This window comes from Photobacterium kishitanii (assembly GCF_000613045.3).
GTDB classification, from domain to species: domain Bacteria; phylum Pseudomonadota; class Gammaproteobacteria; order Enterobacterales; family Vibrionaceae; genus Photobacterium; species Photobacterium kishitanii.
In genome coordinates, this window is the sequence record NZ_LN794352.1 from 584,390 (window position 1) to 604,407 (window position 20,018).

Annotated in this window: 18 protein-coding genes; 11 read left to right on the top strand and 7 right to left on the bottom strand. The window is 40.8% G+C overall.

Features of this window, described 5'->3' with window-relative positions:
• The first annotated feature begins 1 nt into the window (after position 1).
• From PPBDW_RS03060 to luxS, 4 genes are all read left to right on the top strand, one after another.
• Complete coding sequence (locus PPBDW_RS03060; protein WP_036793347.1) at positions 2 to 2,854, top strand: M16 family metallopeptidase; 2,853 nt, start codon at positions 2 to 4, stop codon at positions 2,852 to 2,854.
• A gap of 150 nt (positions 2,855 to 3,004) precedes the next feature.
• Positions 3,005 to 4,594 carry a glutamate--cysteine ligase gene (gene gshA, locus PPBDW_RS03065; protein WP_036793348.1) on the top strand — a complete coding sequence of 530 codons (1,590 nt, stop codon included), beginning with the start codon at positions 3,005 to 3,007 and terminating at the stop codon, positions 4,592 to 4,594.
• 73 nt (positions 4,595 to 4,667) lie between these two features.
• A complete protein-coding gene (locus PPBDW_RS03070) occupies positions 4,668 to 5,273 on the top strand; it encodes a transglycosylase SLT domain-containing protein (protein WP_036793349.1) in 606 nt (201 codons plus the stop codon).
• 71 nt (positions 5,274 to 5,344) lie between these two features.
• Positions 5,345 to 5,863 (top strand): S-ribosylhomocysteine lyase, encoded by a 519-nt coding sequence (gene luxS / locus PPBDW_RS03075; RefSeq protein ID WP_036793350.1) that lies wholly within the window; start codon positions 5,345 to 5,347, stop codon positions 5,861 to 5,863.
• A gap of 92 nt (positions 5,864 to 5,955) precedes the next feature.
• On the opposite strand, the gene PPBDW_RS03080 is transcribed toward luxS, so the two are convergent.
• The gene (locus PPBDW_RS03080) at positions 5,956 to 7,278 is read right to left on the bottom strand and encodes an HlyC/CorC family transporter (protein WP_054261971.1); all 1,323 of its coding nucleotides are present in this window, start codon (positions 7,276 to 7,278) and stop codon (positions 5,956 to 5,958) included.
• 122 nt (positions 7,279 to 7,400) lie between these two features.
• On the bottom strand, positions 7,401 to 8,198 hold the full coding sequence (locus PPBDW_RS03085) for a cytochrome C assembly family protein (RefSeq protein ID WP_036793351.1): 798 nt from the start codon (positions 8,196 to 8,198) through the stop codon (positions 7,401 to 7,403).
• A gap of 208 nt (positions 8,199 to 8,406) precedes the next feature.
• On the opposite strand from PPBDW_RS03085, the gene ffh reads away from it, so the two are divergent.
• The 5 genes from ffh (at position 8,407) to rplS (ending at position 11,922) form a co-directional block, all read left to right on the top strand.
• Positions 8,407 to 9,774: a signal recognition particle protein gene (ffh, locus tag PPBDW_RS03090; RefSeq protein ID WP_036793352.1), complete on the top strand. Its 1,368-nt coding sequence runs from the start codon at positions 8,407 to 8,409 to the stop codon at positions 9,772 to 9,774.
• 170 nt (positions 9,775 to 9,944) lie between these two features.
• Positions 9,945 to 10,196 carry a 30S ribosomal protein S16 gene (gene rpsP, locus PPBDW_RS03095; protein WP_036793353.1) on the top strand — a complete coding sequence of 84 codons (252 nt, stop codon included), beginning with the start codon at positions 9,945 to 9,947 and terminating at the stop codon, positions 10,194 to 10,196.
• A gap of 28 nt (positions 10,197 to 10,224) precedes the next feature.
• Positions 10,225 to 10,758, top strand: coding sequence for a ribosome maturation factor RimM (gene rimM / locus PPBDW_RS03100; RefSeq protein ID WP_036793354.1), 534 nt, complete (start codon positions 10,225 to 10,227; stop codon positions 10,756 to 10,758).
• 26 nt (positions 10,759 to 10,784) lie between these two features.
• Positions 10,785 to 11,531 carry a tRNA (guanosine(37)-N1)-methyltransferase TrmD gene (trmD, locus tag PPBDW_RS03105; RefSeq protein ID WP_036793355.1) on the top strand — a complete coding sequence of 249 codons (747 nt, stop codon included), beginning with the start codon at positions 10,785 to 10,787 and terminating at the stop codon, positions 11,529 to 11,531.
• Between the two features lie 37 nt (positions 11,532 to 11,568).
• Positions 11,569 to 11,922, top strand: a complete 354-nt coding sequence (rplS, locus tag PPBDW_RS03110) for a 50S ribosomal protein L19 (protein ID WP_036793356.1) — start codon at positions 11,569 to 11,571, stop codon at positions 11,920 to 11,922.
• Positions 11,923 to 11,990: 68 nt separating this feature from the next.
• On the opposite strand, the gene asrC is transcribed toward rplS, so the two are convergent.
• From asrC to PPBDW_RS03135, 5 genes are all read right to left on the bottom strand, one after another.
• Positions 11,991 to 13,004, bottom strand: coding sequence for a sulfite reductase subunit C (asrC, locus tag PPBDW_RS03115; RefSeq protein ID WP_036793357.1), 1,014 nt, complete (start codon positions 13,002 to 13,004; stop codon positions 11,991 to 11,993).
• Positions 13,005 to 13,013: 9 nt separating this feature from the next.
• The gene (asrB, locus tag PPBDW_RS03120) at positions 13,014 to 13,835 is read right to left on the bottom strand and encodes an anaerobic sulfite reductase subunit AsrB (protein WP_036793358.1); all 822 of its coding nucleotides are present in this window, start codon (positions 13,833 to 13,835) and stop codon (positions 13,014 to 13,016) included.
• Complete coding sequence (asrA, locus tag PPBDW_RS03125) at positions 13,828 to 14,892, bottom strand: anaerobic sulfite reductase subunit AsrA (protein WP_036793359.1); 1,065 nt, start codon at positions 14,890 to 14,892, stop codon at positions 13,828 to 13,830. Before asrA ends, asrB begins: the two co-directional genes overlap by 8 nt.
• An 11-nt stretch (positions 14,893 to 14,903) precedes the next feature.
• Positions 14,904 to 15,713, bottom strand: coding sequence for a uroporphyrinogen-III C-methyltransferase (cobA, locus tag PPBDW_RS03130; RefSeq protein ID WP_080888958.1), 810 nt, complete (start codon positions 15,711 to 15,713; stop codon positions 14,904 to 14,906).
• Positions 15,714 to 15,906: 193 nt separating this feature from the next.
• A complete protein-coding gene (locus tag PPBDW_RS03135; protein WP_036793360.1) occupies positions 15,907 to 17,400 on the bottom strand; it encodes a carbon starvation CstA family protein in 1,494 nt (497 codons plus the stop codon).
• Positions 17,401 to 17,768: 368 nt separating this feature from the next.
• On the opposite strand from PPBDW_RS03135, the gene PPBDW_RS03140 reads away from it, so the two are divergent.
• Entirely contained in the window at positions 17,769 to 18,839 is a 1,071-nt protein-coding gene (locus PPBDW_RS03140) for a 3-deoxy-7-phosphoheptulonate synthase (protein WP_036793361.1), read from the top strand.
• Positions 18,840 to 18,886: 47 nt separating this feature from the next.
• The gene (gene tyrA, locus PPBDW_RS03145; protein WP_036796233.1) at positions 18,887 to 20,014 is read left to right on the top strand and encodes a bifunctional chorismate mutase/prephenate dehydrogenase; all 1,128 of its coding nucleotides are present in this window, start codon (positions 18,887 to 18,889) and stop codon (positions 20,012 to 20,014) included.
• The last annotated feature ends 4 nt before the right edge of the window (positions 20,015 to 20,018 follow it).

Here is a 20,018-nt window from a genome sequence, read left to right on the forward strand (position 1 = left end):
CGTGCAAAAGTGGGTCTTAAGTGCTGCATTACTGTCATTAGCTGGTTGTAGTCAATGGAGTGAACATGCTGCTGTAAATGATAACTTACCGCAAGGCGTTAAGTTTATCGAACAGGTGAAAGCCGTACCTGGAAAGGCGGTAATACCTTACAGTAAATATCAACTAGCCAATGGGTTAACGGTTATTTTATCGCCTGATGATTCCGATCCTTTGGTTAATGTCGATGTGACTTATCATGTTGGATCGGCGCGAGAACAGCAGGGAAAATCTGGTTTTGCCCACTTCTTTGAGCATATGATGTTTCAAGGGTCAAAACATGTTGGTGATCAGCAACATTTTCGACTAATTACAGAAGCGGGAGGCAGCCTTAATGGTAGCACTAATCGTGACCGTACCAATTATTATGAAACGGTTCCGGCTAATCAGCTCCAAAAAGTATTGTGGTTAGAATCAGATCGAATGGGTTTCTTACTCGATGCTGTGTCACAGCGTAAATTTGAAATTCAGCGTTCAACGGTTAAAAATGAGCGCGCTCAAAATTTTGAAAATCGCCCTTATGGGATGATTTATGAAAAGATGGCTGAGGCGTTATATCCACGTAGCCATCCGTATTCATGGCAAACAATTGGTTATGTTGAAGATCTTGATCGGGTTGATGTTAATGATCTTAAAGCCTTTTTCCTACGTTGGTATGGGCCTAATAACGCCACTTTAACTATTGGTGGCGACATCAATAAAGCGCAGACGCTAGCATGGATCAATAAATACTTCGGCTCGATCCCTCGTGGTCCAGAAGTAAAAAATGCACCTAAACAGCCGGCCACCTTAACGCATAATCGTTTTATTACTCTTGAAGATAATATTCAACAACCAATGCTAATGATGGCATGGCCGACAGCTTATCTTGGGGCTAAAGATCAATCATCACTTGATATGCTTGGACAAATTATTGGTAGTGGTACCAATAGTTTACTGTATCAAAAGTTAGTTAAGACTGGTGAAGCTGTTGACGCAGGTGCTTTTCAAGATTGCGCTGAGCTAGCTTGTACTATGTATGTATATGCGATGGCTCCAAGTGGTAATAAAGGCAATCTAAGCCAATTGCGCACTAAAGTGATGAACGTGGTTAATGGTATTGAAGCTCAAGGTATTAACCAACAACAGTTAAATGAAATTAAAGGCTCAGTAGCTGCAAGCGCAATTTATGGTTTGCAAAGTGTTGCTGGTAAAGTATCTCAGTTAGCGGCTTACCAAACATTTTTTGGTGATCCTAACTATTTACCGACTGAGCTTGCTAATGTTAATCGAGTAACCACCAATAGTGTGATGGCTGTTTACAATAAATATTTATATCAGCAGCCAAGTGTTAGTTTAAGTGTGGTACCGAAAGGACAATTGCAGTTAGAGGCTGCGAAGCCAAACTTTACACCTGCACCGCGCCATTTACCGCCACACCACAAGATCAAAGAACAAGATCTTGCTTACCGAACTGTCACTGATAACTTTGATCGTGCTGTGATGCCACAAGCATCGACACCAGTTAAAGCGGTGATGCCAAGCTTGTATGAGTTTAAATTAGCTAATGGCATTAAAGTTATTGGTACTGAATATAAAGAAACCCCAACCATTACCTTACAGTTAAGTGTACCTGCTGGACGTCGGGTTGAGCCTGAAGGTAAAGCAGGGTTAGCACAATTAACTGCGGCAATGATGAATGAAGGTACTGCTAAATTAACCGCTGAAGCGATGGCGTCCAAACTTGATACTTTGGGCAGTAGTATTACCGTGAATGCAGGGCTTTATAACTCTACCGTATCATTAAATAGTTTGACTAAGAATCTACCTCAGACCCTCGCATTATTTGAGCAACGGTTGTTGCAACCTAAATTCACTGAGTCTGATTTCAAGCGTTTGAAAAAACAAATGTTAGAAGGCATTGTTTATGAACATCAAAGCGCAGAATGGTTAGCAAGCCAAGCGACTCGTGATGTGTTGTTTAAAGGCACACTATTTAGTCGCCCAGCAGAGGGAACTCAAGCATCAATTAATGCCATCACATTGCAAGATGTTAAAGATTTCTACCAGCGTTACTACACCCCAAATGGTGCCGATATTGTGGTTGTTGGCGATATTAAACAAGCAAATCTAAGTGCTGATCTCGCTCCATTAGCCACTTGGCGAGGTGCGCCTAAACCAACCTTTATTACACCAACACTACCGCATTTATCACAACAAGCAATTTGGTTAGTGAATAAACCCCATGCGCCGCAAACAGTAATACGGCTAGTGCGCCAAGGCATGGCTTATGATGCTACGGGAGAATTATTTAAAACCCAACTCGCTAACTTCAATTTAGCCGGTAACTTTAATAGTCGTTTAAATTTAAACTTACGTGAAGACAAAGGCTATACCTATGGTGCTGGTGGTTATTTAACTGGTGGTCGTGAAATTGGTATGGCAAGTTTTTATGCTCAAGTACGTGCCAATGCGACGTTACCAGCAATAAAAGAATTTATAGCAGAGTTAAAGCGCATGAGTACCACAGGGTTAACGGATAAAGAAGTTAAATTTATGCGGTTAGCTGTGGGTCAACAAGATGCACTAAGTTATGAAACACCGTCTAAAAAGGCCTCTTTACTCGGTACCATTTTAAGTTATGACTTAGCCCCGAGTTTTGTTGCTGAGCGCAATCATATTGTCGCAACAATTACTAAAGCTGAAATGGATAAGTTGGCTCATAAATGGTTTAACCCTAAAGACTATCAAATTATTATTGTTGGTGACGCTAAAACATTACTACCGCAATTAAAGACCTTAGGTTTACCGGTTCATCAATTAGTGCTTAATCAGTAAAATATAATAGCGGTAACAGCCTTTATTAAGCTAGAGGCTGTTACTGTGTAGTAAATATGTTTCACAATTATTAATACTATAAAGCATGGTAATCGTGGTTAATAATGATTACCCTGTTTCTTCAATTGGATAAAAATGAGAATGGCCTTCATGACTTTTTTCGAAAGGTTGCAACAGGTTGCCAATAACCCTGAGGCATTAACACAGCTAGGGCGTGGTCTTGAGCGTGAATCTTTGCGCATAACAGAAGATTTAAAAGTATCTTCATTACCACACCCAAGTGCTTTAGGTTCGGCACTAACGAATAAATGGATCACTACTGATTTCGCTGAATCCTTATTAGAGTTTATTACCCCTGTCTCACGTGATGTTGACCAACTGTTAGCACAATTAGACGATATTCATAAGTTTTCTTTAAGCCATATGGCTGGCGAGCGCTTATGGCCGATGTCTATGCCGTGTTTTGTTGGCGATCAGGATGAGATCGAGCTAGCGCAATATGGCAGTTCAAATACTGGCCAAATGAAAACTCTTTATCGTGAAGGTCTCAAGCGTCGTTACGGCAGCGTGATGCAGATTATTTCAGGCGTGCATTTTAACTTTTCTTTTCCTGATACTTTTTGGGATAGTTTGTTTGGTGAGCAAACAGAGCAACAACGACAAGATTCAGTTTCTGATGCCTATTTTGCATTGATTCGAAATTATTACCGTTTTGGGTGGTTAATTCCGTATTTATTCGGTTCTTCTCCTGCAATGTGTGGTTCATTTATTCAAAATGAAGCGCTTAAAGCTTCATTTGGGAAAGTAGGCAAAGGTACCTACTTTTTAGAAAATGCCACCGCATTACGATTAAGTGATTTAGGTTATACCAATAACGCCCAAAGTTCGTTAAAAATTGGTTTTAATAGTATTGAACAATATTTGACCGGTTTAAACAGTGCAATTCATACACCGTCAGAGGAGTTTTCTCAATTAGGTGTAGTTGTTGATGGTAAACGTCAGCAGTTAAATAGCAATGTATTACAGATCGAAAATGAACTATATGCTCCTATTAGACCTAAGCGTGTAGCTAAAAGTGGTGAAAAGCCATCAGAAGCATTGAAGCGTGCTGGGGTGGAATACATTGAAGTACGCTCGTTAGACGTTAACCCATTTAGTCCAATTGGTATTGATGAAGATCAGGTGCGTTTCCTTGATCTGTTTTTAACTTGGGCTGTTTTAACGCCATCACCAGCGATGACCGATTGCGAATTAGCCTGTTGGCGTGATAATTGGAATAAAGTTGTTGTTGATGGTCGTAATCCGCTATTGGAACTGAAAATTGGTTGCGATGGTGAAGAGTTACTTCTAAAGACATGGGGACAACGAGTGTTTGCTGAACTTGAACAAGTTGCAATCACAATCGATGCTTTACATGGCGATAAGAAATATCAGCAAACTTGTCAGCGATTATTAACTTGGATTAACGATCCACAGCTAACGTTTTCAGCGAGATTATTAGAGCAAATTAAAACGTATCAAGGTATTAGTGCTCTTGGTGATTTTTATGCGACAGCCCATGCAAAACAATTAGCGCAACAAGATTTCCGCTTTTATGATCAAGCAACATTTGAGCAAGAAGTAGCGGCATCAGTGATTAAACAGCGTCAAATTGAGCAAAGTGACACACTTTCGTTTGATGATTTCTTAGCAGATTATTTCGCTGACGTTGATGTAGAAATACCGACGCTAAATAATTAATCGTATCAAGCTGACTTCTTTGGATGTCAGCTTTTTTTTGATCGATTTTAGTGGTTAACGAATAGGATAAAAAATGCGATTACGTGTACGATTATTGTTGCTAACAGTGGTGGCCTTAATTGTTAGCGGCTGTGCGACGCCGCCGCCAAGCAACCAATCAAATCTGTGTAGTATTTTCCGTCAATACCCTGATTGGTATGAAGATGCACTCGACATGCAGCAGCAATGGGGAACGCCTATTAATGTTGCTATGGCGATTATGAAACAAGAAAGTAGTTACCGTCACGATGCACTACCTCCTAAAGATTACGTGCTTGGTTTTATTCCATGGGGTCGAGTAAGCAGTGCCTATGGGTACGCTCAAGCGCAAGATCCGGCATGGTCAGACTTTCAAAAGCATACCGGGCATGGTGGTTCACGCAGTGATTTTGCTGATGCTATGCAGTTTATTGGTTGGTATACCCATGAAACCCAACGTCAGTTAGGTATTTCTAAATGGAATGCGTATGCTCAATATTTAGCTTATCACGATGGTCGTGGTGGCTATAAGCGCGGAACTTATCGTCGAAAACCGTGGTTAATGAAAGTGGCGCGTAAAGTCGAACAGCAATCGAAAAATTATGGCTGGCAACTGAAACAATGCCGCAAAGAGCTCGATGCCAATAAAAGCTGGTGGTAAGTTAATTGTTATAAGCACTATAAAAATTAACTGCTAAGATTTATTTTTATTTAGACAAGGAGAAGTAAGCAATGCCATTACTTGATAGCTTTACTGTCGATCATACCAAAATGCATGCTCCCGCAGTACGGATAGCAAAGACCATGCAAACCCCTAAAGGCGATACCATTACCGTATTTGATTTACGTTTTTGTCGTCCTAATGCTGATATTCTCAGTGAACGTGGTATTCATACGTTAGAGCATTTGTACGCAGGGTTTATGCGTCAGCATTTAAACTCTAGCACGGTTGAAATTATTGATATTTCACCTATGGGGTGTCGTACCGGTTTCTATATGAGCTTAATTGGTACGCCAACTGAGCAGCAAGTCGTAACTGCTTGGCTAGCTGCGATGAGAGATGTGTTGGCGGTAGAAACCCAAGAGCAAATACCTGAGCTCAATGAATATCAATGTGGTACCTATAATATGCATTCGCTCGCTGAAGCAAAATTGATTGCAGAAGCGATCATTAGTGCTGGTATTGAAGTTAATAAAAATGATGCGCTTGCTCTACCAGATGCGATGCTACAACAGTTACAAGTTAAATAACGACTACGATTTAAGCATAAAAAAAGCCACTCGGTGTGAACAATCATCGAGTGGCTTTTTTATTGTCGCTATTTTTTATGTAGCTATTAGCGTTAAGGCGTCTTTGATTCTTGTTCGGTATCGGTGTTAGTTTCAGTGTCTATTGTTGCTGCGCTGTGCATGGGTAACACTTTAACTAATTTAATCATATTGCCTGAAACTTCAATGATTTCCATTTTGTGGCCACTAATATCAACTTTGATATTTTCTTCTGGAATATATTCTAAATGCTCGAGAATAAAACCGTTTAATGTGCGTGGTCCATCTGTTGGTAACTGCCAATTTAAACTCTTATTAAGATCGCGAATATTGGCGCTACCTTCAATTAATAAACTACCATCTTTCTGTGGGGTAATTTCTTCCGCCAGTGTTGGTGCAATTGAGGTGGTAAATTCACCAACAATCTCTTCAAGAATATCTTCGACAGTGATCAAGCCTTGAATATCGCCGTATTCATCGACAATTAGACCAATACGTTCTTTATTGCGTTGGAATTTTAATAATTGAATATTTAACGGTGTGCCTTCTGGAATGAAATACACTTCATCAGCAGCACGAAGTAGATTCTCTTTACTAAAATCATTCTTATCCATCATTAAACGGTAGGCTTCACGAACACGTAACATACCGACCACTTCGTCAATATTATCGCGGTATAAGACAATTCGCCCATGCGCTGAATGACTTAGCTGACGCACAATAGATTTCCAATCATCATTAACGTTGATGGCTGCAATTTCATTACGTGGGATCATCAATTCTTCAACGGTGACATTTTCTAAATCAAGAATCGAGAGCAACATATTTTGATGGCGGCGCGGGATCAGTGAACCCGCTTCATTAACGATGGTACGTAATTCTTCAGAGTTAATGTTTGAGGCACTGTTAGTATCTTTTTTTACACCAAGGATAAACAAGAAGCCGTTAGTAATCCCATTAACAAACCATACTAATGGGTAGAGTAACTTCATTAAAATATTGAGTAAGATACTACTGGTGTAAGAGACTTTTTCTGGATAAAGCGCTGCGACTGTTTTTGGAGTAACTTCAGCAAAAACAAGAATAACAATGGTTAAGATAGCGGTTGCGATAGCAACACCGGCATCACCATAGAGGCGCATACCGATAATCGTTGCAATGGCTGATGCGATAATATTAACCAGATTATTACCGATCAGAATTAAACCAAGTAAACGATCGGTACGTGAAAGAAGTTTCTCAACCCGCTGAGCCCCTTTATGTCCTTGGCTGGCAAGGTGGCGCAGTTTATAACGATTGAGCGTCATCATTCCCGTTTCAGAACTTGAAAAGTAAGCTGAAATGATGATCATAAGAGCGAGTAAAGCAAATAATAAGCCTGTGGAAATTTGGTCCAAAAGGGGCAGTCCTTAACAGATTAAGCAAATATTGTTAGTTATTGAATAAACGAACAATAATATATAGAACAGTAGCTATTATAAAAACAAGTGTAGCAATAATTTAAGCTGATGTGCGTTAACTAGCTACCAATGATAATTTCTTTGACAAACCGGCTACCAAAATAGGCTAGTGTTAGTAAAAAAGCGCCGGCTAAACTAAACCAAACCACTTTACGTCCACGCCAACCTTGACGGTAATGACCCCATAATAATACGCTGTAAATTAGCCAAGCAAGCAAGGATAGGATGGCCTTATGGGCTTTGCCTTGAGCAATAATGTCACCAATAAAAAAGTAACCGCTGATTAAAGTGACGGTTAATAAGCTATAGCCGACGACAATGATCTTGAAAAGTTGGCGTTCTACCATCATTAATGGTGGAATGTTAGGATTAATCTGTAAGCTTTTTTTATGCTTTAATTTATGATCAAGCCAAGCCAGTTGCAGTGCGTACAAAGTGGCAATCATTAAGGTTGAATATGAGAACAATGCCAGAGAAATATGTACTAAAGCTTGCGGTTGTGCCTCTAAATGAGTAATAAAAGTACCGGGCAGTATAGTTGCGGCAAACAAGTTAATGGCAGCGAAACTGTAAACGACGGGTAGTAAAAACCAGATCCGCATTTTTAACATTGCAACTGTAGTTAAACTGGCAACAATAACGCTTATTAGCGATGCAACGTTAAGGATGCTGAGATTTTGACCTGATGCACCAAGGATAAGATCCTTAAGCAATAGCAGATGCAAGGCAATTGCAATAATGGCGGTAATAAAAACCGGTTGAGTTTTAATGCCGTTATTGTTAGCAAGCCCTGGGACAACAAGCAGTAATGCAATGATATAAAAGCATACTGCCGGGATGGCAATTAACATGTCCATAGTCAACCAGATAGCTCCTTAGTAACGAATAGCTATTTTTAATATGTAGAAGCAGCAATTATACCCTGCTCAAACCTTAGTCGCCAATGTAATCCCAAAAAGAGCAGTGGGTTTACATGAAAGACCAAGCTTTTTTGCGGTATACTTGTAGCAATTTTGATAATTTTGCAATTTTTGATTGAGTTGCGTAACGAGCGAGTAGCACCACATGTTCGAAAATTTAACCGAGCGTTTATCGCGAACGCTTAAAAATGTCAGCGGCCGTGGTCGTCTTACGGATGACAATATAAAGGATACCTTGCGTGAAGTTCGGATGGCATTACTCGAAGCCGACGTTGCGCTACCTGTTGTTCGTGAATTTGTTAAGCGTGTAAAAGAGCGTGCTGTTGGTACCGAAGTATCAAAAAGTCTAACGCCAGGCCAAGAGTTCATTAAGATTGTTCAATCTGAACTTGAAGCAGTAATGGGTGATGGCAATGAAGCGCTTGATTTAAGTTGCCAGCCGCCAGCCGTTATTTTGATGGCAGGCTTACAAGGTGCAGGTAAAACTACCAGTGTTGGTAAACTGGGTAAGCTATTAAAAGAGCGTGATAAAAAGAAAGTATTGGTTGTTTCTGCCGACGTTTACCGTCCAGCGGCAATTAAGCAACTAGAAACGCTGGCTGCTGATGTGGGGGTAGATTTCTTCCCATCATCCGTTGAGCAAAAACCATTAGCGATTGTAAAAGCTGCTTTAGAACACGGTAAAACCAAGTTCTATGATGTAGTGATTGTCGATACTGCAGGTCGTTTGCATGTCGATGAAGAAATGATGGATGAAATAAAAGACGTCCATAAAGCATTAAATCCAGTTGAAACCTTGTTTGTGGTTGATGCCATGACAGGTCAAGATGCGGCTAATACAGCGAAAGCATTTAATGATGCATTGCCTCTAACCGGTGTTATTTTGACCAAGGTTGATGGTGATGCTCGTGGTGGTGCGGCGTTATCTGTACGCCACATTACTGGTAAGCCAATTAAATTTTTAGGTGTTGGTGAAAAAACTGATGCCTTAGAACCGTTCCACCCTGATCGTGTTGCGTCGCGTATTTTAGGTATGGGCGATGTTTTATCGCTAATTGAAGATCTAGAACGTAACGTTGATAAGAAAGAAGCAGAAAAATTAGCTAAGAAATTTAAAGATAAAAAAGGTTTTGATCTTGAAGATTTCCGTAGCCAGCTTCAGCAAATGAAAAACATGGGTGGCATGATGGGCATGCTCGACAAACTTCCGGGTATGTCGCAGTTGCCAGGTGATATGAAAGATAAAGTTGATGATAAAATATTCATGCAAATGGAAGCTATTATCAATTCAATGACTAAGGGCGAACGTGCTCGACCTGAGCTAATTAAAGGCTCACGAAAGAAGCGTATTGCTGCTGGTTCTGGTACTCAAGTACAAGATGTAAATCGATTATTGAAGCAATTTACCCAGATGCAAAAGATGATGAAAAAGATGCAAAAGGGTGGAATGAAGAATATGATGCGCCAAATGAAAGGCATGATGCCTGGCGGTGGCATGTTCCCAGGTCGCTAATAGTTTGATTTTTAATGCTTTTGAAGATTTTATTCTACTTAAACGGCGAAAAAGTAACTAAAGCAGTTGCATTCGCCGCTCCAAAGGGTAAAATTCCGAGGCTTTATTTTGGCACGGACCTCGTTATTATAGCGGGGTCATTTATTTTACAGTAATGCAAAGAGGACGATATGGTAACCATTCGTTTGGCACGTCACGGCGCTAAGAAGCGTCCATTCTATCAAATCGTTGTTGCTGACGCACGTGCTCCACGTGACGGCGCAAACATCGAGCAAATCGGTTTCTTCAACCCACTAGCTAAGGGTCAAGAAGAGCGTTTACGTTTAGATCTAGATCGCGTAAACCACTGGTTAGGTCAAGGCGCTGCGGCGACTGATCGTGTAGCTAAACTAATCAAAGATGCAGCTAAAGCAGCAGCTTAATTAGTACTATTAGGTACAGAGAAAAACGATGAGTGTAAAAAACCAAGACCACATTATTGTCGGTAAACTGGGTGCCACCTACGGTATCAAGGGTTGGCTCAAAGTTTTTTCCTACACCGAACAATCTGAAAGTATTTTTTCCTATACCCCTTGGATGATTAAAATCAAAGGTGAGTGGACGGAAATCCATGTTGAATCATGGAAACGCCACGGCCAAGGTCTTGTTGCTAAGCTAGAAGGCATGGATATCCGCGAGGATGCTCAAGTTTTCACTAATGCAGAAGTAGCAGTTTTGGCTGATCAACTACCCGCACTGTCAGATGAAGAATTCTACTGGCGTGAATTGTTTGGTATGTCAGTTGTCACTACCGAAGGTTACGACCTAGGTAAAGTCACTGATATCCTGGAAACAGGTTCAAATGATGTGTTAGTTGTTAAGGCGAATCTCAAAGATGCTTTCGGACAGAAGGAACGTCTAATCCCGTTCCTCGATGAGCAGGTCATCAAGTTGATTGATCGCACTGCTCAGCGGATCGAAGTTGACTGGGATCCTGAGTTTTAATCCCTGGTAAATAAGTGAGTGAGCATATGTGGGTTGGAGTAATCAGTCTTTTTCCTGAAATGTTCTCTTCCATTACCAATTATGGGGTAACAGGCCAGGCGGTAAAAAAAGGCCTTTTGAGTGTCGATACGTGGAATCCTCGTGATTTTACGCATGACAAACATCGTACGGTGGATGATCGACCGTATGGTGGTGGACCTGGTATGTTAATGATGGTACAGCCTTTGCGCGATGCTATTCACACTGCCAAACAATCTGCAAAAGGTCAGGCTAAAGTAATCTACCTTTCCCCTCAAGGCCGTAAGCTGGATCAAGCTGGTGTTGAGGAGTTAGCGCAGAATGAGAATCTGATTCTTATCTGTGGTCGCTATGAAGGGGTTGATGAGCGCATTATCCAGCAAGAGGTAGACGAAGAATGGTCTATCGGTGATTTTGTGTTAACGGGTGGCGAGTTACCTGCCATGACGCTAATTGATGCGGTGGTTCGGTTTGTTCCGGGCGTACTGGGTGATTTTGCGTCAGCAGAAGAAGATTCTTTTGCAAATGGTTGGCTAGATTGTCCTCATTACACTCGACCTGAATTGTTGGACGGACATGAAGTACCTGCGGTATTAATGTCTGGCAATCATAAAGAGATTAGTCGCTGGCGATTAAAGCAATCGTTGGGCCGTACATGGCTGAGAAGACCAGAGCTCCTGGAAAACCTAGCTCTGACTGACGATCAGGAATTCTTGCTAGCGGAATTTATCCGCGAACATAAAGCAAGCATTTAATTAAATTAGTATCAGTTTATTCTAGGGTATATACCAAATGAGTAACATCATTAAAGCTCTTGAGCAAGAGCAGCTAAAAACAGACCTACCAACTTTCGCACCAGGTGACACTGTTGTTGTACAAGTTAAGGTAAAAGAAGGTGATCGTGAGCGTCTACAGGCTTTCGAAGGCGTTGTAATCGCAATCCGTAACCGTGGTCTACATTCAGCATTCACTGTTCGTAAAATCTCGAACGGTGAAGGCGTTGAGCGTGCGTTCCAAACTCACTCTCCAGTAGTTGACAGCATTACTGTTAAACGTCGTGGTGCAGTACGTCGTGCCAAGTTGTACTACCTACGTGAGCGTTCTGGTAAATCAGCACGTATCCGCGAGAAGCTTACTAAGAAATAATAAGCGTCTGACGTTTATCGAAAAGCCCACCTTTTGGTGGGCTTTTTTTTGCTTATAGAATCGAAACCTCAATGGTTGCTTGAGGTGAGATGAATATTGGCGACATATTCTTCCTCATTCCAGTATATGCGCTCAGCAACTTGTGCCTCAGGGTTAAGTTCAACGTCGCGTAATACTCGTTGCTTAAATTTATGATAACCCGCACGATCAATCAGATGTCCCATATGCAGATAAATGGGCGTACCTTCAAGCATTTCTTTTTCAAATTCAAGTAAGTTACTGATAACCTGATGCAGTACATCTTCTGTTACCCAGTTAAGAAATGTTTTACCGACACGAGGTGTTTTTTTCGAAGTACGACCGCCGAGTTTGACCATGTACAATTGCTTAGGATCACGTTGCCAAGCTAAAGTTGGACACGCAAGTACGCACTCACCACAGCCAATGCATTTACTGATCTCTTTGGTTGCTTTACCATTTTTAAGTGATAGGCAATTAACCGCATGATGTTTGCAAGCTTTAACACATGCACCACAGCCAATACAGCGCGCAGAATTAAAGTTAACTTGTGCGATGCCTATTATGCCAAAGTCAGCCATATTCGCTTTAGCACAATCATTTGGACAACCTGCGAGCACTAACTTTAAGTGGTAAGGTTGCGGATAAATATGGTGTTCTAGTCGTTGTGCTAAACCGGTTGTGTCGGTGTTGGCTTTTTGACAGATACGACTACCTTGGCAAGCAACAATGTTTCGTCCTGCAATACTTTGATAACCTGCTTTAGTATCTTTGACATCAATACCACATAACTCAACCGTAATATCTTTAAGAAACGGCTCTAATGCAGCATTAACTTTGGAAATATTTTGGTAGCGAATACCTGGCATTGCTAGTTTTTGGCGAGTCGTTAAATGGATCGTGCCATTACCGTATTTTTCTGCGATATGCTGTGCCACTGCGAGTAAATATGCAGGCATAATTCCGCCAGGGATACGGACACTGATCATGCACTCACCGCGTACTTTTGAAAGACGATAGTCACCTTGAGCACGTGTTTTAATTATATCTACATCTAATCCCATCATAGCCTCCTAGTCGATCAAATATTCAGCTTCATCAAAACGAAATACAGGGCCATCAATACAAACGTATTTTTCACCCATTCGGCAGTGGCCACATTTACCAACAGCACATGCCATACGGCGTTCATAATCGACCCAGATTTGTTGTTTGGTCAGTCCTTGCTGAAGCAGCGCTTGTACTGCAAATTTGATCATAATAGGTGGGCCTACCACTATCGCTTGTGTATTAGCTAGATCTGAGAGATCCAGTTTATCTATATGCTCAGTAACGACACCTACTTCAAATTCATCATTTGCTTCACCTTGATCTAAGGTGGTGATTAAATGTTGGCATTGACGCCATTGCGGCATTTCATCACGATAAAGTACGGCATCTTGGTTTTTAAACCCTAAGATCATATCCATACCTTTAATTTTTTCTGGCGCTTCGACAAAGTGACGAATTAAGCCTTTAACTGGGGCGACTCCAGTGCCTCCAGCGATGATGATTAAATGGTTATCATGATAGGATTCAATTGGATAACCATTACCATGTACACCGCGCATCCAAATATTGTCACCGATTTTTAATTGAAATAACTGCTGTGTCACTTTACCGACATTACGAATTAATAAATCAATATAGTTGTCACCACAGTCGGATACTGAAATAGGGGCTTCACCAACCATGGGTAATGAAACTTCAACAAATTGACCCAGTTTAGTCTCGAAATTTTTTGCTACGCGGAAATTCCATTCATTGTCAGTGTATTTAATGATATCGAGGATAGGATAAGCATTCGGCATTAAAATATTGTCGTGTGAATGGCAATCATGATGGTGTTCAGGCATTTTCTTGCTCCTGATGCTGGGTTGCGATGTGGTGTTCGACAATATCTGTCATACGGTTAATGATATTGGTGAATGAAATATATTGTGGACAGCGATCATCACAGCGGCCACAACCGACACACATGTGATGGTTTCCTTGACGTGCTTTGTAATCGTTAACTTTGTGTAGGGCACGATAGCGTAGGCGCTCACCTGTTTTTTGACGAAATTTATGCCCACCTGCCATATCAGTAAAATTATCTGTCATACAACTTGCTTGCTGACGTCGACGTTCACCCATTTGAGGGTTTTCATCGTAAGCAATATCAAACACGTTATAACAGCTGCATGTTGGGCAAGAGGTTGTACAGCGGCCACAACCAATACAACGGCTATTATATTCGCCCCAACTGGGGTCATTTTGTAGTATTTGGCGAATTAGCGCGGGATCATCACAGACTTGATCGGGGGTTCGAACGCTGGTGGGATTGGACTGTACAAATTGAGGTTGATAATCACAATGTATGCCAAGCGAGTCAAAATAAGGCTGTAAGCTGGTATCTTTGATATTAAGGTAAGCACCATTATTCCCATCAAACCGAATAGCGGCATCAAATTGGTCAGTCTCATTGGTACCCATAGAGACACAAAAGCAGTTTTCAAAACTGGATTGGCATTCAAGTAATACCAGCTTTAATTTTTTACGCTTAGCTTGGTAGTAATAATCGGCATTACCGCCATTTTGAAGGTACATGTAATCTAAGCGTTCAAGGGCATGAATATCACAAGCGCGTAAGAATAATAAGGTTGGCCTTGCTTCTACCTTTGACTCCCTAAGTTCATTCGCATTGAAATAAAACAGTGTTTCAGTTATCGGTAGTACCACTTCTTTGGGAGAAAAGTGTGACTTTTTATTCCAGACAATTTGATCTATCTGACTAATCGGTTGATAGAGCAGATTATCCGTATGGGCAAAACGGCCTCCCAAATGCTCATAGGCGGGTGCCATTATTCTAAACTCAGGAGCAAGTGCGCAGAACACCTGATTGAGTTCATTACTATCGAGATATTTTTCCATGGTGGATGTCCTTATAACGCTAAGACGTTATTAACAGAATCGGGTATTGAATGGATTTGGTTGGCAAAACGAACGACATCACCGACGACAATCAATGCCGGGCTAGCTAGTGGGTTTAAGGCAAGTTGCTGCGGTAGTTCGATAAGTGTTGAGATAAGGTGAGTATGCTGTGGGGTTGTTCCTTGGCTAATAATGGCCATTGGTGTCTGACTTGAAACCCCTGCTGCAATAAGTTGTTGGGCAATCCATGCGACTTTATGCAATCCCATATAAAAAATTATTGTGTGTTGGAGTTGTGCCAATGTCGGCCAATCAATATCGTAGTCGTTACCATGGGCAGTGATAACCGTGAATCCACGAGATACGTTACGATGAGTGATTGGAATACCACTATAAGCACAGCATCCCATAGCAGCAGTGATGCCTGGAATAACTTGATAACGAATATGATGTTGCTCTAGATAAAGCGCTTCTTCGCCGCCGCGACCAAAGATGAACGGATCCCCGCCTTTTAAACGGCAAACGGACTGACCTTTTAGTGCAAAATCAATCATTAACTGATTAATTGTCTTTTGTGGGGTAGAGCAACAATTAAAGCGTTTACCCACTGCAATGGTATTCGCATGGGTGGGGAATAATGCCACAATTTCTGGAGAGACTAAGTGGTCATATAAAATAACATCAGCATGATTAATGACATTGAGTGCTTTGATTGTTAGTAGCTCAGGATCACCAGGGCCAGCTCCGACTAACGACACTATTGCGGTATCATTTTCGTTAATATTGTGAGGTACAATATTATTTGTAGGTGTTTTTTCCATTATTAAGCTCTATAAAAAGAACGTTATTTTTATAGGTTAAAGAATGATTGAATGTTTAGAAATTCATTATTTTTGACTATCTAGTTAGATTATTTTTAACCGAAAAGTTGTTTGGTTTTGGTTTGATTAACATCAATAAATGGTCAAATAAAAACCAACACGAATGTTGGTTTTTATCGGTGATAATTTTATCTTAGCTTTTTGATGATAGCGGGGTCTTGGTTTGAGCTTCCTCATCGGCATCAATATCAATCACGCCTTTACCTTGTGATTTTTTGATGATCATTATGGTGATAAATCCGGTCGCAATCATTGCTACAATTGTCGATACCGTCATCGGTAAACCAAATCCCAGTTGATCATTATTAAGAATGAAACAGATACAAACCGTGGTCATAAACATTGCTGGAATGGTGGCTACCCAATGTAATTTATCAAGACGTAGTAAATAAGCAGATGCTGTCCATAACATCATTACCGCCGTCGTTTGGTTTGCAAAACCAAAGTAACGCCAAATAATTGCGAAATCGACCTGAGTAAGAATGGCACCTAAAACAAACAGTGGCATTGCCATTAATAGGCGATTACGTAATGGTTTTTGATCCATATTGAAATATTCAGCCAAAATTAAGCGACTTGAACGGAAAGCGGTGTCTCCTGAGGTAATCGGTAAAATAACGACGCCAAGGAAGGCAATAATGCCACCAAAGACGCCTAATAATCCAAATGATGAGCTGTACACCACATTACCAGGGCCACCGTTGGCTACTGCTTCAGATAACGCTTCAATTGAGCCAAAGAATGATAAAGCCAATGCACACCAGATTAAGGCAATAATGCCTTCCCCAATCATCGCTCCATAAAAGATAAAGCGGCCGTTTTGTTCGTTTTCAATGCAACGAGCCATTAATGGTGATTGAGTGGCATGGAAGCCTGAAATAGCGCCACATGCAATGGTAATAAATAGTGCTGGCCATAATGGTAAGTCATTAGGGTTCATGTTAGTGAACATATGACTCATCTCAAAACCGCCTAATAATTGGTGTTCATCTGAAATGCCAATGGCAGTAATGAGCCCTACTGACATGAAAATCAGTAATGCGCCAAAGAATGGGTAAAAACGACCAATGATTTTGTCAACGGGAACAATGGTTGCCAGAATATAGTAACCAAAAATAATCACTACCATGGTGGTCATTGATACGTTGAGGCTCGTTTGATCATTAATTAGGTTAGTGATCATTCCCGCTGGTGCTGATACGAATACAACCCCAACCAGTAGTAACAGTACGATAGCAAAGATGTTCATAAAATGTTTTGCACCGTTACCCAAGTAGCGCCCAGTCAATGTTGGTACTGATGCTCCGCCGTTACGAACAGAAAGCATGCCAGAGAAGTAATCGTGTACTGCTCCTGCAAAAATACAGCCTAATACAATCCATAGCATTGCTGCTGGACCGTATAGTGCCCCCATAATTGGACCAAAGATCGGTCCAACCCCAGCAATATTTAATAATTGAACCAAATAGACCTTGCTGTTGGACATTGGTACGTAATCAACACCATCTTGTTTGGTATAAGCAGGAGTTTGGCGATTGGTATTAATACCAAATACTTTTTCAACAAAACGCCCATAAATAAAATAACCACCAATTAAGGCTGCTACACAGAGTAAAAACCACGCCATTTATATTCTCGCTATGCAATATTATGATTTAAAAAGAATCGCATTATTTCAATTGGCGGCTAGTGTAGTAGTTTCAATTTTTTGCTTCTTAAGATAATGTTACATATGTGATATGCATTAGTGTTCAATAATAACTTCTATCGATATTTGTTAATATAAGCACACTTTTAATGTGGTATAGATATTGATGTGATTTTTAACAAGAGATGCGAATGATTAATAAAGCCTTATTGATAGTGCTATTGCTATAAAATGAAGTTTGTAAACTATTTTTTACAAATGGAATTTTATGTTTACAAGTTGTTGCAATAGTGGCGGTGCAATTGTTATGTTGATGAAGGAATATCTATTACTTGCAGGGATGACCCATGGAAAAAGATGGCTTAAACAATATTCATATTGCAGAAGAATCAGTATTAATCACGCCAGCGCAACTGAAACAAAAAATGGCAGTATCAAAAACAGCATTGGCATTTATTGAGCAGTCACGTCAAACAATCGCTGACATCATTCATCAACGGGATCACCGTTTATTAGTCGTGTGTGGACCTTGTTCCATCCATGATGTTGAACAAGCTAAAGCGTATGCTAAAAAATTAAAACAACTTGCCACTGAGCTTGATGATCAACTTTATATCGTGATGCGGGTTTATTTTGAAAAACCGCGTACGACGGTGGGTTGGAAAGGGTTAATCAATGATCCTTACCTTGATGGTTCGTTTGAAGTTGAAGAAGGTTTACATATTGGTCGGCAATTACTGATTGATTTGGTTGAAGCGGGTATTCCTGTTGCGACTGAAGCCCTCGATCCTATTAGTCCTCAATATTTGGGGGATTTATTTAGTTGGGCAGCTATTGGCGCGCGCACGACCGAATCACAAACTCATCGTGAGATGGCGAGTGGACTATCAGTACCTGTTGGCTTTAAAAATGGTACTGATGGTAGCTTAGCAACGGCTATTAATGCGATGCAGGCTGCAGCTTCTGGGCATAAATTTATGGGAATAAATCCTGATGGCCAAGTGGCATTGCTCGCGACGCAAGGCAACCCTGATGGTCATGTTATTTTGCGTGGCGGTAAACACACTAATTATGATTCAGTATCAGTTACAGAGTGTGAGAACGAAATGGTTGCATCCGGTCTTACACCTTCGTTGATGATTGACTGTAGTCATGCTAACTCTTTGAAAGATTATCGTCGTCAGCCATTAGTGGCAACGGACGCTATTCATCAGATTCGAGAAGGTAACCGTTCTATTATCGGTTTAATGATTGAAAGTCATCTTAATGAAGGTAATCAAAGTGCAGATTTACCGTTGCAAGATATGGCATACGGAGTGTCAATTACTGATGCGTGCATTAGTTGGGACACCACTGAACAATTATTACGTAAAGCTCACCAAGAATTAGTGCCATTTTTACAAAATAGAATTAAATAGCCCTTTGCACTATAGTTGCAGTTGGATAAATACGGGTGTCAAAAGTCATGGTTGCTGAGTTAAGCATATTAAGAGATCAAATCGACGATGTTGATCGTCAAATGGTGGATTTATTAGCGCGCCGTTTAGCGTTAGTTGAACAAGTTGGGGTGGTTAAAAGTCAGCATGGATTACCTATTTATGCCCCTGAGCGTGAAGCTGCGATGTTGGCCTCTCGTCGTCAAGAAGCGGAATCAAAAGGTGTTCCAGCAGATTTAATTGAAGATGTATTAAGACGAACGATGCGAGAGTCGTATTCGAGTGAAAATGATTCAGGTTTTAAGTGTCTTAATCCTCAATTACGCCCAATCGTCATTGTTGGTGGTCACGGGCAATTAGGACAGCTATTCCAACGGATGTTTGAGTTATCAGGCTATCAGGTGCGTATTTTAGGCCGTGATGATTGGCATCGTGCTGATGAGATATTGCATGATGCTGGTATGGTGGTTGTTTCTGTACCAATCCATATGACAGAAGCAATCATTGCTAAGCTAGATCAACTGCCTAGTGATTGTATCCTGACCGATCTTACCTCAGTTAAAAGTGGTCCATTGCAAGCCATGTTAGAGGTTCATCAGGGGCCAGTCGTGGGTTTACATCCGATGTTTGGTCCTAATATTCCAAGCTTAGCCAAGCAAGTGATTGTTTATACTGATGGCCGTAATCCTGAAAGTTATCAATGGCTATTAGAGCAGTTTCAGATTTGGGGGGCATCATTAAATCGTATTAGTGCGATTGAGCATGATCAAGGTATGACCTTAATTCAGGCTTTACGTCACTTTACTTCGTTTGTTTATGGGGTTCATTTAGCTGAAGAGGATCCCCAAATAGAACAGCTAATGTCATTAAGTTCACCGATTTATCGGTTAGAATTAGCGATGGTTGGGCGTCTATTTGCCCAAGATGCACAGTTATATGCCGATATTATTATGTCTGCACCTCAGAATTTAGCGATGATTAAACGTTTTCATCACCGGTTTGGTGAGGCGATTGAAATGTTAGAGCGCCAAGATAAAGAGGCCTTTAAACAAGCTTTTGGTCAGGTAGAAAGTTGGTTTGGTGATTATGCCCAATATTTTTTAGTCGAGAGCCAGGGACTATTGAGACAGGCGAATGATTCAACGCAACGAAAATAAAGCA

What these genes read in the sequence shown, in the direction of transcription:
- gshA (WP_036793348.1), top strand. Translation starts at nt 3,005, where the DNA reads ATGACTTTTTTCGAAAGGTTGCAACAGGTTGCCAATAACCCTGAGGCA.
- PPBDW_RS03070 (WP_036793349.1), top strand. Translation starts at nt 4,668, where the DNA reads ATGCGATTACGTGTACGATTATTGTTGCTAACAGTGGTGGCCTTAATT.
- luxS (WP_036793350.1), top strand. Translation starts at nt 5,345, where the DNA reads ATGCCATTACTTGATAGCTTTACTGTCGATCATACCAAAATGCATGCT.
- PPBDW_RS03085 (WP_036793351.1), bottom strand. Translation starts at nt 8,198, where the DNA reads ATGGACATGTTAATTGCCATCCCGGCAGTATGCTTTTATATCATTGCA.
- ffh (WP_036793352.1), top strand. Translation starts at nt 8,407, where the DNA reads ATGTTCGAAAATTTAACCGAGCGTTTATCGCGAACGCTTAAAAATGTC.
- rpsP (WP_036793353.1), top strand. Translation starts at nt 9,945, where the DNA reads ATGGTAACCATTCGTTTGGCACGTCACGGCGCTAAGAAGCGTCCATTC.
- rimM (WP_036793354.1), top strand. Translation starts at nt 10,225, where the DNA reads ATGAGTGTAAAAAACCAAGACCACATTATTGTCGGTAAACTGGGTGCC.
- trmD (WP_036793355.1), top strand. Translation starts at nt 10,785, where the DNA reads ATGTGGGTTGGAGTAATCAGTCTTTTTCCTGAAATGTTCTCTTCCATT.
- rplS (WP_036793356.1), top strand. Translation starts at nt 11,569, where the DNA reads ATGAGTAACATCATTAAAGCTCTTGAGCAAGAGCAGCTAAAAACAGAC.
- asrC (WP_036793357.1), bottom strand. Translation starts at nt 13,004, where the DNA reads ATGGGATTAGATGTAGATATAATTAAAACACGTGCTCAAGGTGACTAT.
- asrB (WP_036793358.1), bottom strand. Translation starts at nt 13,835, where the DNA reads ATGCCTGAACACCATCATGATTGCCATTCACACGACAATATTTTAATG.
- asrA (WP_036793359.1), bottom strand. Translation starts at nt 14,892, where the DNA reads ATGGAAAAATATCTCGATAGTAATGAACTCAATCAGGTGTTCTGCGCA.
- cobA (WP_080888958.1), bottom strand. Translation starts at nt 15,713, where the DNA reads ATGGAAAAAACACCTACAAATAATATTGTACCTCACAATATTAACGAA.
- PPBDW_RS03135 (WP_036793360.1), bottom strand. Translation starts at nt 17,400, where the DNA reads ATGGCGTGGTTTTTACTCTGTGTAGCAGCCTTAATTGGTGGTTATTTT.
- PPBDW_RS03140 (WP_036793361.1), top strand. Translation starts at nt 17,769, where the DNA reads ATGGAAAAAGATGGCTTAAACAATATTCATATTGCAGAAGAATCAGTA.
- tyrA (WP_036796233.1), top strand. Translation starts at nt 18,887, where the DNA reads ATGGTTGCTGAGTTAAGCATATTAAGAGATCAAATCGACGATGTTGAT.